This window comes from Paenibacillus sp. 01T431 (assembly GCF_056398625.1).
Map to the genome: position 1 here is coordinate 142858 of NZ_JBFTPT010000009.1, position 15867 is coordinate 158724.

General features: G+C 43.0%; 15 protein-coding genes and 1 pseudogene. 10 read left to right on the plus strand and 6 right to left on the minus strand.

What is annotated here, in order from left to right; genetic code table 11:
- The first annotated feature begins 66 nt into the window (after positions 1 to 66).
- The 8 genes from AC1DM9_RS17995 to AC1DM9_RS18030 all read left to right on the plus strand — a co-directional run bounded on the left by AC1DM9_RS17995 (position 67) and on the right by AC1DM9_RS18030 (position 6576).
- Positions 67 to 1068 carry a glycosyltransferase family 2 protein gene (locus AC1DM9_RS17995; RefSeq protein WP_477581426.1) on the plus strand — a complete coding sequence of 334 codons (1002 nt, stop codon included), beginning with the start codon at positions 67 to 69 and terminating at the stop codon, positions 1066 to 1068.
- On the plus strand, positions 1061 to 1507 hold the full coding sequence (locus AC1DM9_RS18000) for a GtrA family protein (RefSeq protein ID WP_339204032.1): 447 nt from the start codon (positions 1061 to 1063) through the stop codon (positions 1505 to 1507). Before AC1DM9_RS17995 ends, AC1DM9_RS18000 begins: the two co-directional genes overlap by 8 nt.
- A 16-nt stretch (positions 1508 to 1523) precedes the next feature.
- Complete coding sequence (locus tag AC1DM9_RS18005) at positions 1524 to 2195, plus strand: class D sortase (protein ID WP_477581429.1); 672 nt, start codon at positions 1524 to 1526, stop codon at positions 2193 to 2195.
- A 125-nt stretch (positions 2196 to 2320) separates the two neighbouring features.
- Positions 2321 to 2545: a helix-turn-helix domain-containing protein gene (locus AC1DM9_RS18010; protein WP_006040330.1), complete on the plus strand. Its 225-nt coding sequence runs from the start codon at positions 2321 to 2323 to the stop codon at positions 2543 to 2545.
- A gap of 266 nt (positions 2546 to 2811) precedes the next feature.
- Complete coding sequence (locus AC1DM9_RS18015) at positions 2812 to 3060, plus strand: hypothetical protein (RefSeq protein WP_441885970.1); 249 nt, start codon at positions 2812 to 2814, stop codon at positions 3058 to 3060.
- Positions 3057 to 3449, plus strand: a complete 393-nt coding sequence (locus tag AC1DM9_RS18020) for an aspartyl protease family protein (protein WP_477581431.1) — start codon at positions 3057 to 3059, stop codon at positions 3447 to 3449. Before AC1DM9_RS18015 ends, AC1DM9_RS18020 begins: the two co-directional genes overlap by 4 nt.
- Positions 3450 to 3613: 164 nt before the next feature.
- On the plus strand, positions 3614 to 5203 hold the full coding sequence (locus tag AC1DM9_RS18025) for a sensor domain-containing diguanylate cyclase (protein WP_477581433.1): 1590 nt from the start codon (positions 3614 to 3616) through the stop codon (positions 5201 to 5203).
- 62 nt (positions 5204 to 5265) lie between these two features.
- Complete coding sequence (locus tag AC1DM9_RS18030; RefSeq protein ID WP_477551091.1) at positions 5266 to 6576, plus strand: GHKL domain-containing protein; 1311 nt, start codon at positions 5266 to 5268, stop codon at positions 6574 to 6576.
- 53 nt (positions 6577 to 6629) lie between these two features.
- Here the strand turns inward: AC1DM9_RS18030 and ptsP are convergent, their stop codons facing one another.
- From ptsP to AC1DM9_RS18060, 6 genes and pseudogenes are all read right to left on the minus strand, one after another.
- The gene (gene ptsP, locus AC1DM9_RS18035; protein ID WP_477581436.1) at positions 6630 to 8360 is read right to left on the minus strand and encodes a phosphoenolpyruvate--protein phosphotransferase; all 1731 of its coding nucleotides are present in this window, start codon (positions 8358 to 8360) and stop codon (positions 6630 to 6632) included.
- A 3-nt stretch (positions 8361 to 8363) separates the two neighbouring features.
- Positions 8364 to 8639, minus strand: coding sequence for an HPr family phosphocarrier protein (locus tag AC1DM9_RS18040; RefSeq protein WP_076270216.1), 276 nt, complete (start codon positions 8637 to 8639; stop codon positions 8364 to 8366).
- A 27-nt stretch (positions 8640 to 8666) separates the two neighbouring features.
- Positions 8667 to 10118, minus strand: coding sequence for an N-acetylglucosamine-specific PTS transporter subunit IIBC (gene nagE, locus AC1DM9_RS18045; RefSeq protein WP_076270215.1), 1452 nt, complete (start codon positions 10116 to 10118; stop codon positions 8667 to 8669).
- 43 nt (positions 10119 to 10161) lie between these two features.
- On the minus strand, positions 10162 to 10662 hold the full coding sequence (locus AC1DM9_RS18050) for a PTS sugar transporter subunit IIA (RefSeq protein WP_339204025.1): 501 nt from the start codon (positions 10660 to 10662) through the stop codon (positions 10162 to 10164).
- A 12-nt stretch (positions 10663 to 10674) separates the two neighbouring features.
- Entirely contained in the window at positions 10675 to 11235 is a 561-nt protein-coding gene (locus AC1DM9_RS18055) for a PRD domain-containing protein (RefSeq protein ID WP_076270213.1), read from the minus strand.
- A gap of 264 nt (positions 11236 to 11499) precedes the next feature.
- Positions 11500 to 13065, minus strand: a pseudogene (locus AC1DM9_RS18060) (catalase); the annotation flags it as partial.
- A gap of 224 nt (positions 13066 to 13289) precedes the next feature.
- Between AC1DM9_RS18060 and AC1DM9_RS18065 the strand changes: the two are divergent.
- On the plus strand, positions 13290 to 13964 hold the full coding sequence (locus AC1DM9_RS18065) for a tetratricopeptide repeat protein (protein ID WP_477510630.1): 675 nt from the start codon (positions 13290 to 13292) through the stop codon (positions 13962 to 13964).
- A gap of 125 nt (positions 13965 to 14089) precedes the next feature.
- Positions 14090 to 15844, plus strand: a complete 1755-nt coding sequence (locus AC1DM9_RS18070) for a sensor histidine kinase (RefSeq protein ID WP_477510631.1) — start codon at positions 14090 to 14092, stop codon at positions 15842 to 15844.
- Positions 15845 to 15867 lie beyond the last annotated feature (23 nt).

The window sequence follows — 15867 nt, forward strand, 5'->3', positions numbered from 1 at the left end:
CCGTCAAGGCTACTTCAGCGTCTAAGGACGCCGAAGGCGTTTTTGCTTGAAGAAAGGGGTATCTGGATGAAACAATCGGCTGTAAAATACAGTATTATCGTTCCTATGTACAACGAAGAAGAGGTTATCGAGCATACGTACGAGCGGCTGAAGCTGGTCATGGACAGCACGAACGAGTGTTATGAGCTTATTTTCGTCAACGATGGAAGTAAAGATCGTACGGTCGAATTAATTTCCATGATCTGCGATTTCGATCCAAATGTCCGAATGATTAATTTTTCACGTAATTTTGGTCATCAAATCGCGATTTCAGCGGGGATGGATTATGCGCAGGGTGATGCGATCGTCGTCATTGATGCTGATCTACAAGATCCTCCAGAGGTCATTATCGATATGATCGCCAAATGGAAGGAAGGCTTTGAGGTTGTTTATGGCAAACGTCTTAAGCGCAAAGGCGAGACGATGTTCAAGAAAATAACCGCTAAGCTGTTTTATCGCACGCTGCGCAGCTTAACGAATGTGGATATTCCCGTAGATACGGGGGATTTCCGTTTGGTCGACCGGAAGGTATGCGATGTGCTGCGCGGCTTGAAGGAAAAAAATCGGTTCGTTCGCGGCTTGGTTAGCTGGATCGGTTTCCGTCAGACGATGGTCGAATATGAACGGGAAGAACGTTTTGCAGGCGAAACCAAATATCCGCTGAAAAAAATGATATCTTTTGCCATAGACGGAATAACCTCCTTCTCTTATAAACCTTTGAAAATTGCCACCTATGTTGGCTTTACATTATCAATAACGAGCTTCTTGTATTTGTTAGTCGTTATATTCCAGAAGCTGTTTACGGGCACCACGATTGCTGGCTGGGCTTCCATTGTGGCAGTAAATTTATTGTTTAACGGCATTATATTGATGCTCTTAGGCATAATCGGGGAATATATTGGCCGGATTTATGAAGAATCCAAAAACCGCCCTTTATACATCGTTCGCGAAGCTCAGGGGTTTCCTGCGAAAGATGACAATCAATCCTCAGAGTCTGCTGAACAAGATCGGGTTAAAAAATATGTCTAACGCAACATCAAAACGAGCAGCTAGAGGATTCATCGCACAATTTGTAAAGTTCAATTTAGTTGGACTTCTTAATACGTTAATCGATTTTCTGATGTTTACACTCCTCATTTGGTTTGGTGCGTATTATTTACTTGCACAGGTGATTGCATACGGAGCTGGAATGATTAACAGCTATGTGCTAAATAGCCGATATACTTTTAGGAAGAGGGAAAATGAAGCTTCAAGCCCGCAGCAGCTAAATAGAGGTATGAGATTCATCGTATGGAACGGTATCATACTAGGTATTACTTTACTGCTGCTTATGGCCTTGAACGAGTGGTGGGGTTTGAATGAGGTCGTCTCAAAGTTGATTGTAACGGTGGTAACCGTTGCGCTTAACTTTTACGGAAGCAAGAAATGGGTTTTCGAGGCGAAAGGACCACAGACTGAGGCCAGCTAGCGGAAGGTGGGGAAAAATGAAAAGAATACTGTCTTATGCATTAGTGATTGTAGGTATTCTCATATTGCTCTATCCAAAAGCGAATGAATGGTACGAGAACCGTCAGCAGGATAAGCTGATGGCTGCTTGGGATGAGGCGAGCTTTGATGTGAGCGCAGAGCAGCAAGCGCAGCAGCAATATGAGCAATTGACGGATCTCTTCAACGAGCAATCCGCAGCGACCGAGACGCCGATTCAATCGCCGACGGATGCAGCTACACCAGAAGCAACCCCTACAGAGGCGCCAAAAGCACAGAAGATTGCACCCATTGCAACGATTAAGATTGAAAAAATAAAGCTTAAGCTGCCTGTCGTTGAGGGAGCCACCCAGAAGAATATGAAATCGGCTACAGCTCACTTAAAGGAAACAACAGCAATAGGCAAAGTCGGCAACGCAGCTATAGCCGGCCATCGGATGCGCTCTAAGGGAAGGCTGTTTAATCGGCTTGGGGAAGTTGAGGTCGGAGATAAAATCGTCGTGGATACAAAAGATGAAAGCTTCACATATACCGTTTATAAAGTATCCATTGTAGATCCGACTGATGTATCTGTTCTAAATTACAACAATAAAGATAAGCTGCTGACTTTGATCACCTGTGATCCCATAGTAAACCCCACGCATCGGCTCATCATTCATGCAAAAATATAATGGGCAGCAGAGCCCATTTTCCCTTCATAACAGCACCAATGGTATCGCCCCTTCATAGTATAAGTTGACTGTATCCCTTAACCTTGTTAAACCATAAAAACCCGCGCAAGGAGGGGTGACAAACATTGAAGGGTAGCGACCATAAGAGCAAGTTTTTATTGACGCATCGTGAACGCGAGGTATTCGAGCTGTTAGTACAGGACAAGACAACAAGAGATATTGCACAACAACTATTCATCAGCGAGAAGACCGTCCGCAACCATATTTCTAATGTCATGCAAAAGCTGAACGTAAAAGGTCGTTCACAAGCGGTTGTCGAGCTAATCAAGCTTGGTGAATTACAAATCTAACATAGCAACCTAATCGGACGGCACTGTAACAAGGTGCTGTCTTATTTTTTGTTTTAATAGTTGCTGAGCATGGTGACAAACATTGAAGGGTAGCGACCAGAAGAGCAAGTTTTATGCACATAACTATTTGTCAGCGGGAAAAGTGTCCGCAACCACTTTACAAATGAGATATGTTTTGAAACACATAACGAGCTCAATGTTGTCCCATGGGAGATGATTTTTTATGCTAAAATAAATACATAAATGACAGTAGGAGGGATGTAACGATGAAATGGCAGGAAGTCAGAGAATTGTTTCCCGACCAATTTGTTTTGCTTTCCATACTTGAATACAAAATACAAGAAGATAAAAAAATCGTAACGGAAGTTGCGCCAATAAAGACGATTCCGACGGAAGATGCGAACAAAGCGTTTTTTAGCGCAGAGCCTGGAAGTATTGTTTATCACACATCGAATGAGGATTGTGTAATTCATTTGCGTAAGGACCCGCTATTGCGAGTGAGGCGCGGTTCATGAAGATGAATGATGACGGACAGCTCCTAACCACTACAATCACTCTTTGTTATCGTGGGAAAACGTTACAGATCAGCGACATTATTATTGATACAGGCTCATCACACACGGTTTTCAGCCCTGATATCTTGGATGCTATTGGAGTAACATATGAAAATGGAGACGCTGTTTATGAGGCATATGGCATTGGTGGGACCGTTCCTTTTTATACAAAAGTAATGGATTATATCCAGCTTGATAATCTTAAAGCAGAGCAAATAGAGGTAGATGTTGGTATGCTTCCCAACTCTCATCAGGGGTTGCTAGGACTGGATATTCTAAAAACACATGGTTTTATTATGGACATGGACAAGCTTGAGCTCTACAAGCCTAATTCTAACAAAGCAACCTAATCGGACGGCACTGTGACAAGGTGCTGTCTTATTTTTTTAAATCGATTAATGGGCAATTATTGAAATTGATTATCTAATTATGGAAAATAAACCAGCTAGGAAAGAGGTATTTGTCGAATCTCGTCGAATAATTAGTAATATCATAAATCAAAGAAGGTATCGCTGTGTCGCTTTTACATGTAAAACAAGCTATCCAAAAGAGAAAAGTGAGCCTGACGACACTAATGATTGGTTTAGTCTCTGTTTCGGTTTTACTCATGTTAACCATTTTGCTTTTTGCATCCTACCAGTCCAAGAAACAAGCGTTGTATGAAACAACACTTACACTTAATCTTTCAACCGCATCAAAAATGAGCATGACAATGGATTCATTATTTGAGTCGATGCGAAGCAGTCTTAAAAACGCGGCAGACTTTTATTCTTTGAATAGTGTTATGAAGCAATCAGATTCCGGAAAATATCTTGATCTCATTCGCAATAGCAGCAACTATTTTAATTCGATTGTCGTAGTTGATGAGAATGGTGTCATGCGTACACTGTCCCCTTCGTCGATTGGCAAGGCAGGCGAGCCTATAAAAACAGCCGCTGCGAAGGAAGCATTGGCATCACGAAAGCCATATTTGTCAAAGCCTTATACGAGCGCGACAACAAAAAATCTCATGGTGTTTATTAGTGAGCCTTTGTTTGATCAAAAGGGTGTGTACCGGGGCTATATCGGTGGAAGCCTCTATTTGCAACAAAATAACGTTCTAAATATGATATTCGGTAATGATAACCTTGACCATAACGGTTCCTATTTCTATGTAGTAGGTTCAGATGGCCACTTGATGTACGATCCTGACAAAAGTCAGATTGGAAAGGATAGTACCTCGAATCTGATCGTTCAGAAGTTGATTAAGGGGCAGAGTGGACAAGAGCTCGCCGTAGATGAAGATGGTGTGAAATGGCTTGCCGGTTACTCCTACGTCCCTGAGAATCAATGGGGGGTCGTTGTGCTTTCACCAATAAGCATAGTGAAGGAGCAGTTGAACAATCATATACAAGCGATCCTATTATACACGCTCATACCCTTTATTCTTTTGATGCTCGTGACGACCTTTCTTGCCCGCCGATTGGCTAAACCTTTTGTAACGCTTGCGAATATCGTCAGCAAAATGGGAAAAGAAGAAGTTCCCATACCCGCCATGAAGCATCATTGGAACAGAGAAGCCGATTTATTAACGAGCACGGTCATACTTGCTATGAAAGGTGTTAAAACGGAAACCGATCGGTTGACACAAGCGGCTATGACGGATGCTTTGACCGGATTAAATAATAGAAGAACGTTAGAAACGATTATGAAAAAATGGATAGAAGAAAAGAAACCTTACTCCATTGTCGTCCTGGATATTGATCGCTTTAAAACCATTAATGATACATATGGGCATCAGGAAGGTGACAGAGTGCTTCAGCATTTGGCAGACATTGTCAGGTTTTCTGTAACACCTGATGACCTTTGCAGCCGTTATGGAGGGGAAGAGTTCGTTGTCCTGCTGCCGAATGCCGCGCCGTATGTTGCCTTTGAAACTGCTGAGCGGATTCGTACAACGATGGCGAGCAGCGAAAATCATCTCAAGCAGATGGTTACCGTTTCGCTTGGCGTAGCTCAGTTTCCTTCCCATGCACAAACAGCAGATGAATTATTTTCACTTGCAGATCAAGCTCTCTATAAGGCCAAGCACGCTGGAAGAAACCAGACGGTAATGGCTGACTAGTATGCTGCCTCTGAAATTTCTGATTATTATCAATTATTGATGTACTGAAAAGGAATAAGCTAATGAAACCAGACCTAGTGTATACAAAAAAAAGAATGATTTATTTTATCGTTTTATCCATTGCAATCATAAGTATGCTTGTCGGACTTAAACTCATCTCCACCTATCACTATACAACGAAGTCAGCGGAGATCACGCTGGCGAAGCAGTATACGGAAATCGCTACGGATGCAGCAAAGGGTTTAGATAAAGTTGCTTATAAGCAATTTCTACTAACCAAAACGGATGATGAGAATCGCAAAAAAATAAAGCTGTATTTAGAGGAGTATCGGAAACGTATAAATGCGCTCTATATCTATATTCTGCTTTTAGATGATACCGATGTTTCCAAAGTAATGGTTAACGCATTTCCGCCTCATATAAAAGATATACCGATTGGTTTTCCTTGTACCGTTCCTACTAATCAAGTGGAGATGGCTAAAAAAGGGTTAAAATATTCCACAGGAGTGTTACATGATAGGATAAGCGAATCCTATATGTCCGTCGGGGTTCCTTTCTTTGATGAGGATGGCACGGTGCTTGGTGTTGTGGGGATCGATATCGCTGCAAAGGATTTAGGCCATGTGGGCAAGTATGTTGTCCAAAATAATATGTTTATTTTCGGAGTGGATGTCCTGTTTGCTTTATTGCTGCTCGCTGGTGTATATGTGCTTAATAAATGGTACAAAGCCAGGCTTCATCAGGACATGCGTGAATCCGAGAAGCTATACATTTCCGAGTTGGGCAAAATTGTAGAGACCATCAAATCAAGTCGTCATGATCTCATGAATCATCTCCAGGTGTTGAATGGATTAATGGACATCCGAAGGTATGATAAGGCACATGATTATTTAAAACAGCTAACCGAGGAATCCAAAACGCTAAACCTATCGCTGCATATAAAAAATCCGATTTTAATGGTGCTGTTCCAGAGCAAGAGGGAGCTGGCGCATTCGAAAAATATAATCATCAGCTTCGCTACAGATTATGATGCATTCGATAAAATAGAGTCGATGGACTTAGTCAAATTATTTTCTAATTTGTTGGATAATGCGATTGAAGCGGTGGAATCAAATGCTGGGTATATATCGCAGGAGATTCAAGTGCAATGTAAAGTGGAACATGGAAAATATATATTTATAATCGAGAATCCAGCCGTGCTTACGGATGAGGAGCAAAAGTGCTTCTTCCAATATGGTTTTACTACGAAAGCAAAGGGTTCTGTTTTACGAGGAAACGGTCTCTCTATAGTAAGGAGAACGGTGGAGAAATATAAGGGTGAGCTTAAATTTCAATATGAAGAAGGCAAGGTTCGTATTCAAATCCGAATCTAAATAAAAGAGGCTGTACCGCATTCTGATGCAGTACAGCCTCTTTTGCTGAAATTTTATATTAATCCAGAAACATGCTGCTCCACATAGCCTTTAACCTCTTCAGCTGAGCTTAGTGCCAGAACGGCCTGAGCTATCTGCTTCATTTCCTGCTGAGATAGATTTGCGAGCAAAGCGCGAGCAGGAAGTATTGCACTTGCGCTCATACTAAACTCGTCTAAACCTAGACCGAGCAGAATCGGCAGTGCATGCTTCGAGCCCGCCATTTCACCGCACATCCCCACCCATTTGCCATGAGCATGAGCGGCTGTAATAACACGATTAATAAGCTGTAAAATAGCTGGATGAAGCGGATCGTTTAGATAGGAAAGCTTAGGATTCATACGATCTGCAGCAAATGTGTACTGAACTAAATCGTTTGTTCCGATACTGAAGAAATCAACTTCCTTGGCGAATAAATCCGCTAGCAGAGCCGCTGCTGGAATTTCGATCATGATGCCGGCTTCGATCCCAGAGTTAAAGGGAATACCTGCTTCGGTCAGTTCCTGCTTTGTTTCTTCCAGCATAGCTTTAGCTTGGCGCCATTCACCCAGTGTAGCAATCATAGGGAACATAATTTTTAAGTTGCCGTATGCGCTGGCCCGCAAAATCGCCCGAAGTTGTGTCTTGAACATATCCGGTCGATCCAAGCAGATACGAATGGCACGGTAACCAAGGAAAGGGTTGTCTTCCTTAGGTAGGTTGAGGTATGCAATTTCCTTGTCTCCGCCAATATCTATCGTTCGAATGACGATAGGCGCATCGTTTCCAAACGCTTCTGCTGCTTTGCGATAAGCTTCAAACTGTGTATCCTCGGAGGGCAGCCCAGCTGCGTCCATATATAGAAACTCGGTACGAAAGAGTCCGATGCCTTCAGCTCCTGCCGCAGCGGCAAGCTCTGCATCCTTAACTAAGCCGATATTTGCTACAAGTTCAACCTGTACGCCATCGCTGCTTACGGAAAGCTGATTCATAAAGGTTTGATAAAATTGCTTGCTTTCAAGCTGCTGCTTCTGCAATTGTGAATATCGAGATAATGTTTCATTATCGGGGTCCACGAAAATATGCCCATCTGTCCCGTCAATGATGACGGTTTGGCCGTTTTTCACTGCCTGCTCCATGGAGCTGCCGATTCCGACAATGGCAGGAATGCCGATAGACCTTGCAATAATGGCAGAGTGGGAAGTGCGTCCGCCTGCTTGCGTTGCGAAGCCAATTACTTTGCTTGGATCGAGCTGAGCCGTATCCGAAGGTGTTAAATCTTCTGCAAACAGAATGATAGAACCTGATTCATCATTCAAAGAAGTTGATGAAATGCCTTGCAGCTTGTTCAATACACGTAGGCTTACGTCACGAATATCGGCTGCTCTTTCCTTCAAGTAGGGATCATCCAGCCCGCCAATCATTTCTGCAATCTCTTCAGAGGTGTTGAAAAAGGCGAATTCAACATTAATCCGTTCGGATCTGACGATCTCTTTCGAGCGGTCGATGAGCTCTTCATCCTCGAGCAGCATTAGATGTGCTTCAAATATTTCTGCCTCATGCTCTTTGTTCTGAGCAATCAGCTTGGCGTGGATGGCTTCAAGCTCTTCATGAGTTGAAGCAATTGCAGCTTCAAAACGTTTAATTTCATCGTCCAATCGATTGTCTTCCAAGTGAACCTTCTCGATCTGGATAGGTTTTGTAGACAATACTTTAGCTACGCCGATCGCATATCCAGGAGATGCGGCAATTCCTTGAAGCATCATCTCTTATTGCCCCTTTTCTGCATGCGCCTCAATAGAGACAAGAATCTCTCCAATAGCAGCTACAACAGCCTCAGCGTGCTCACCCTCAGCAGAAACGGCAATGCTGTCTCCAAGTTTTGCCCCAACGGAAATGACATGAACTAGACTTTTGGCATTGAAGCTTTTGCCATCCTTCTCTAGTGTAACTGTTCCTGTGAATGCCTTTGCTGCTTCAACGATCTTGCGTGCTGGTCTTGCATGTATGCCAAATGGATTTTGTATAACAAAGCTGTTTTTCATCGTTTTTCACTCCTAATATGTTTGTTGTTACATTATTTTTTTAATTTCGTCTTTCAACTGCTCGGACTGCGTGCCGAATATAACTTGCACTGCGCCTTTTCCTAAACGGATAATGCCTGCTGCTCCCATGCCCTTGAGCTGTGTATCATTGACAATCGATTCATCCTTCACGACTAAGCGAAGACGTGTAATACAAGCATCTAGACCGACGATATTTGAAGATCCGCCGAGCGCATGCAGCACATTTTCTGCTTTACTGCCAGATGCGGCTGCAGTCTTTTCTTTGTTATCGGCTTTGTCCTCGGCCGTCTCATCTTCACGACCTGGCGTCTTAATATTGAATTTGACGATGATAAAGCGAAATAAGAAATAATACACGACGGCAAAGGCAAGGCCCACTGGAATAATGAGCAGCGGATTCGTCGCGAGCTGATAATTGATCGCATAATCGATAAAGCCTGCAGAGAAGCCAAACCCATGCCTAACCTCCAGCTGGTAGAGGATGAAGCCGGATAACCCCGTTAAGATGGCATGAATGACAAATAGAAACGGTGCTGCGAACATAAAAGCAAATTCAAGCGGTTCTGTGATCCCTGTCAGGAATGAAGCGAATGCCGTACCAATAAATATGGAAGCAACGAGTTTGCGCTTCTCTTTGCGAGCTGTGTGGATAATTGCAAGCGCGCCTGCTGGCAGTGCAAACATCATAATCGGGAAGAAGCCAGTCATAAACATGCCCGCTGTTTTGTCTCCAGCGAAAAAGCGATACAAGTCACCGTGCACTACTTTTCCTGTTGCATCTGTATAGTCACCGATTTGGAACCAAGCGATGGAATTAATAACATGATGCAAGCCGGTAGGAATAAGCAGTCGGTTTGCTGTAAGAAAAACGAAGGAGCCGATTCCGCCAAAACCAACGACCCAGCGGCCAAAAGTATCCAGCGCCATTTGAACAGGACCCCAAACAAGACCGAGCAAGAGAGCAACGATAACCATAACTAGCGAAGTTATGATAGGGACAAATCGTTTGCCGCTGAAGAAGCCAAGCCAGTCGGGCAGCTTGATCGTATGGAATCTTTTATATAAGTACGCTGATATCAAACCAGCAATAATACCGCCAAGGACGCCCATGTTGAGTTCAACATCTTTTCCAACAATGTTGGTAAAGACGAGCGGCACTTTAATTTGAACGGTTACAAGCACTTGGTACGCGATAACGGCAGCCAGTGCGGCAACTGCATCACCAGCAAGTCCGATGGCAACACCGACGGCAAATATGAGCGGTAAGTTATCGAAAATAGCGGCGCCGCCAGCAGCAAGAAACGGTGCGATGTATTGATTAATAAACTCTCCTGCGCTGCCCATGTGAAAGTCTTTCACATAGTCAATATTACCGAAACGAAGCAGGATGGAAGCCGCTGGAAGAGCGGCGACTGGAAGCATTAATGCTTTACCTATTTTTTGTAGGAAGGCTAGCATAGTTATTCGTCCTCTTTTCTTATCCAAGTGTAGGGGTGCTTCTTTAGCCGTTCATAGTTGCCTTAAGCAGAAGCTCCTTGCCAGCTGTAACAGAACCGCTGGTAAGCAAGTGTTCCAGTTGCTTCACATCATCCTCGTTTGCGACAACGATAGGTGTGATGGATGGATAACCTGCGGCTTCGATTTTGGCGCGATCAAATGTTATAAGTGCATCACCGGCTTGAAAGGTGTCACCTGAAGCTACATGAGCCTCAAAACCATCGCCATTTAGTGCTACAGTATTGATACCGATGTGAATGAGAAGCTGCAGGCCTGATGCATGCTCAATAATAATGGCATGATTGGTATGAATAAGATGAGATACAGTACCATCGAAAGGTGCGACGATTGTCCCTTCAGACGGCTCAATCGCAAGTCCGTCACCCATATGTTTGCCTGCGAAAGCTTCATCAGGAACAGCGGTTAACGGTACGACCTTTCCTGACAAGGGTGCTGATACTTCAATTGTTTTTTGTTTTGACTTTCCAAAAAGTTTAGATAGCATAATAATATCCTCCTAGTGTTGGTCTGCTTGTTTAATAAGTTGCCCTACCGGTACATTGTGAATTCCAGAATAAACATGAAACGATAAAAACCCTATTTCTTCTTCCGGGATGCCGACATGGAATTGCTCACTAATCCACTCAGCCAATTTGGCGGCAATTTCGAACTCTAAAGGAAAGCTCTGTTTCGTCTCGTTTAGAAAGGGATTTACAATATCCATGCCATTGTGAAGCCGATAAACAGCAAATTGGATGTGGCTCGGCAGTGTGAAATATAGTTTCGGGTTTACTTCGACACCCGTTTTCTGCTTGATGTAATCGGCTATTCGCTCTGTCATATCAATGATGGTTGGATCGATTTCTTCAAGATACGTGTGATATTTCTTCATTTGTTCGGAATCATCCAAACGAAATCGTTTTTCTATGCGGTTATCGGTTCGATCAATGATTTGTCCGGCTTTAAGACTGAACCCTAATCCTTTGCCAAAAATGACGTATTCTTTCTCTGTTTGCACATCAATTGTTAATAACACATTGTTGCCGATTGCGCGTTCAACCCGAAAGGCGCGAGCCATACTTGAAATCCCTCCTTTGTCATTAAGGTGCCCATCTGGCAAAAAAAAGAGCCAAGAAAAGAAAACCGTTCTAAAAGGAAATTAGAAGGTAATCAGTTCTTGGCTCATGCCTCTTTTAGTGAGTAACACGCCAATTTCATATGATTTATCGTTTTAATCGATAAAATGATGTTGAACACCATTCATTTGAATATTAACATCATAAGAATGTAAAATGCTTTCGTCAAGAGGGTATTCACTTGAAAAATATCACTTTCATCATTTTCAATAACCGTCAGTGGAGTGGCCGAGCTCCTCAGAAAGCTCCATTCCTTCGTTTGCAGGCGTGGTTCCAACGTGTTTTGTGCTGTTGCCGAGCTTATCGGTTGTCTGTAGTCCTTCCTTCACACGTTTGCCATATTCGGGATCCGCTTCTGTGAAATGTTGAATCATTTGATCACGAATAACTGTGCTGCATGTGCTGAGTGCATCTACCAAATTTTCGATGAGCTCATCCTTCTCCCAGTCCTCGAATTTACGATAGGTCTCCCCAGCTTGTTTGAAATTGTTTTGGCGATCGATAGGCTGTTTTACAAGTTTTGCGGAATAGGAGGGCTCATGAGGCTCACCCGGCTTTGGGGCTTCCGTTAATCCGCCCATTGTAGACGGCTCGTAATTGACATGCGGATTTTGGCCGGGTGCAATGTCGATATAGAAAGCCATTTGCCCGTCACGCTGATTGGTCGCGACACGTTTCTTCGGTGCGTTGATCGGTAATTGAAGGTAGTTGGAGCCGACACGGTGACGCTGAGTATCGGAATAGGAAAACGTCCGGCCCTGCAGCATCTTATCGTCAGAGAAATCTAGACCATCAACGAGTACGCCTGTGCCAAAAGCCGCTTGCTCGACTTCTGCAAAGTAGTTTTCCGGGTTTTTGTTTAAGACCATCTTCCCAACGGGCAGCATCGGGAATAATTCAGGGTCCCAAAGCTTTGTGTCGTCCAGCGGGTCAAAATCAAGCTCTTCATGCTCGTCATCGCTCATCCACTGCACTTGTAATTCCCAAGCTGGATATTCACCACGTTCGATGGCTTCATATAAATCTTGGGTTCCGTGATTGAAATTTTTCCCTTGAATTTGCTCTGCTTCGCTTTGTTTTAGGTTGCGAATGCCTTGAAGCGGCTCCCAATGGTATTTGACGAGTACGCCTTCGCCTGCGGCATTAATCCATTTGTATGTATTGACGCCGGAGCCCTGCATTTGCCTATAGTTTGCGGGTATTCCCCAAGGCGAGAACAAAAAGGTAATCATATGGGTAGCTTCCGGCGATTGAGATACAAAATCAAAAAAACGTTCCATACTTTGTACATTGGTGACTGGGTCGGGCTTGAATGCATGAACCATATCAGGAAATTTCATCGCATCCCGTATGAAAAATATTTTCAGATTGTTGCCGACAAGATCCCAGTTGCCATCTTCAGTATAAAACTTGGTAGCGAACCCGCGCGGATCGCGCAGCGTTTCTGGTGAATGGCCTCCGTGAATAACGCTGGAAAAACGAACGAATACGGGCGTACGCTTGCCCGGCTCTTGAAATAGCTTGGCTCTCGTATATTTTGCAATCGGCTCTTCGCCAAGCTTGCCGTAAGCCTCGAAATAACCGTGCGCACCTGCGCCGCGGCCGTGCACAACACGTTCTGGAATACGTTCTCTGTCAAAATGAGATATTTTCTCGATGAAATGATAGTTCTCCAGTGTCGACGGACCACGATTGCCAACGGTACGAATATTTAGATTGTCTGAGATCGGGTGACCTTGCCGATCAGTTAATGTCGAATCTGGTGTCTCATTCGTCGCCATGATGTTTTCATCCTCCAATTTAATGCAATTGATATTTCTAGCGTGTAGTTTAAGTCATACAAGTTTTTATTATTCATACATTAGATATAGTAATGAAATGCTATTTTTGCTCGAAAAATGTGAAGATTATGGTATGATAGAACCATATTTGTACAATAAATGATGGATTTGCTTACGAATTGAATGTTTAATTACAAAGCGTGCAGGAGGATCATATGTTAAAATTTAGTCTTTTAATATTTTTATTTTGGTTGTTTGGCAATCCGTTTATAGCCATTCTTGTCATGCTTCTCCTGCTGTATGTGCTTGATCGTCGGTTTGTCGGGTTAATGCCAAGCATATTTAAACCACTAAAAAGAATATCAAGAATAAAAAAACTGAAACAGCAAATTGATCGGTCGCCAAATGATGTGTCCTCCAAGCATGAGTTGGCTCGTCTTTTAATTGAGAGAAAGAAGTATAAAGAGGCTTTGACATGGCTTGTCCCGCTGCAGCCAATGCTTGATGAATCAGCTGAATTTTGGGATGACTTAGGGACTAGTTATTTATATACCGGTGATGAGGAAAATGGGGTAGCAAGCATACTTCGGGGGCTGGAGCTTAATCCACGCGTCAAATACGGTGCACCATACTTGAATCTAGCGGCTCATTTCTCGAATGGCCAAACAGAGCAAGCGCTTAAGCATATCCAATCCTTTCAATCGATAAACTCCTCATCTTGCGAGGCATATGATCAACTTACTATGATATATAAGAAATTAGGCAATACGGCTGAAGCTAAAAATGCCATTGAAGAAGGACTTCGAATTTATCGTATGCTTCCTCGTTACAAAAAGCGGCAGGAGCGCAAGTGGGCTGTTCGATTGTTTTTCAAAAAATGGACGGTTTAATCTAGAACGAAATACTAGCGCTTTGGTTGATATTCATGTATTTGTAATCATTTGTTAGTGATTGTCATATTGTCGTTTAGTTTAGGATGATCCATAATGGAAGCTATAATAAATAGAAGGGCAAGATGCTTGAGATGCAACGCAACATTTGGCTTGTGGCGATTAGTATTATCGTCGTTTTAGTTTTATTAAATAATACGGCTTATTATTTTCTCACAAAAAAAACGCTGGAAGATTCCTTTAATGAAGAGCTTCTAACACATGCCAAGCGGCTGGAGATTTCGCTCGAGCAATCCCGCGAAGGCTCGGAACAGTTTCAAAACCAGATTGGACGTGAACTTCGCGCCGCCTCGATTGCAATTCAATATGCGCTTGATCCCGATATTGAGAAAGTAACGACGGAGCAGCTCATGGAGCTGCGCGATAAGCTGGACCTAAGCCACATTACCCTTCTCAAAAAATTGCCTGATGACATTGTTTTATACAAATCATCCAATGCTAAGCAAACCAATATTAGTACAAAAGAATGGAAGCCATGGTACGAGGTGTTTAACCAGCTATTCGAAAACAAAAATGCATCGGTAAACTGGCTTGGACAATCCCTTCCGAACTTCTGGAGCGGACCTTATGAGGTATCTGCAACAAATGTGGATAAGCTTAACAAATGGGGTTACTACTACGACGGAGCTACGAACTATATTATTGATCCTTATGTAGATTATGAGCGACAACAAAAGTATGAGAATGCGACAGGTGTTCACCGCATGATTGAAAATTCAATTCAAAGCAGCGATTCATTGCTTGAAATTGCTTTTATTAATCCGGAGACATTTCCTGATGGGAAAAATACGATTAATCCGCAAGGCGAGGTTCAAGGTCATAAAGTGCAGGAACCGATCTTTTATGGCACGTATAATATTAAATCAAAGCAGGATACGAATTTAGTCCGTAAAGCTTACTTTTCTAAGAAGACGGTCACCTTAAGAGAGAATATCGGCGGCAAAGAGATTTTCAAAATGTATATTCCGGTATTTGTTAATGAGGATGGTATTAATATTACCGATCGTGACGGTCAGCCTATGAATAGCTATGTGCTAATGATGACCTCTGATTATCACGTCATTCAGGATAAGCTGGACTCTCAGTTTCTGAATTTAGGCATTATCATTTTAATTGTCACCTTTTTCAGTTTGTTGATAGCTGTATTTGCGATGAGATATTATAGGCATTCTCGCGACAAGGTTGTTCGCGTCACGCAGGAGACCTATGTGGAAGAGATTAATCAAATGTTCCAGTCTATTCGAGCGCAGAGGCATGATTTCTTGAATCATGTCCAGACCATTCACTCTCTCGCAGAGCTTAACAAATCGCATGAGCTCGTTGCTTATACGAAGGAGCTGACCGGTGATATTCGATTAATGAACGATATTATCAATATTGGCAATCCGGCCATAGCAGCTTTGGTTCGTTCCAAAATTTCACAAGCAGAAAGCAACAAAATTCAATTCAGCTGCTCCTTTACCGGACTGAATATGCAGGAAATGGGCGTTAGAACGCTTGATGTCAATCGTATGCTTGGCAATTTGATCGATAATGCTTTTGATGAGGTATTGAAATACTCGGAGGATCGACGCCATGTTACGCTTATCGGCAAACAAACGGCGGATATGCTGGAATTTACGGTAACAAATAATTGTGACGATGCGGAGCTTGCCATTTCGAATCCTATATTTGAAGCGGGTTATTCCACTAAGCAGCAGGATCATCAAGGCTTAGGCTTATCGATTGTAAAAACGATTGCGAAGCAATATAAAGGTGATGTTTATGTGGCTGCAGAGCCGGCTGGGAAATTAACGTTTACTGTGAAGATGCCATTATAATATTGTTTTGCGCCTTGCCGAGC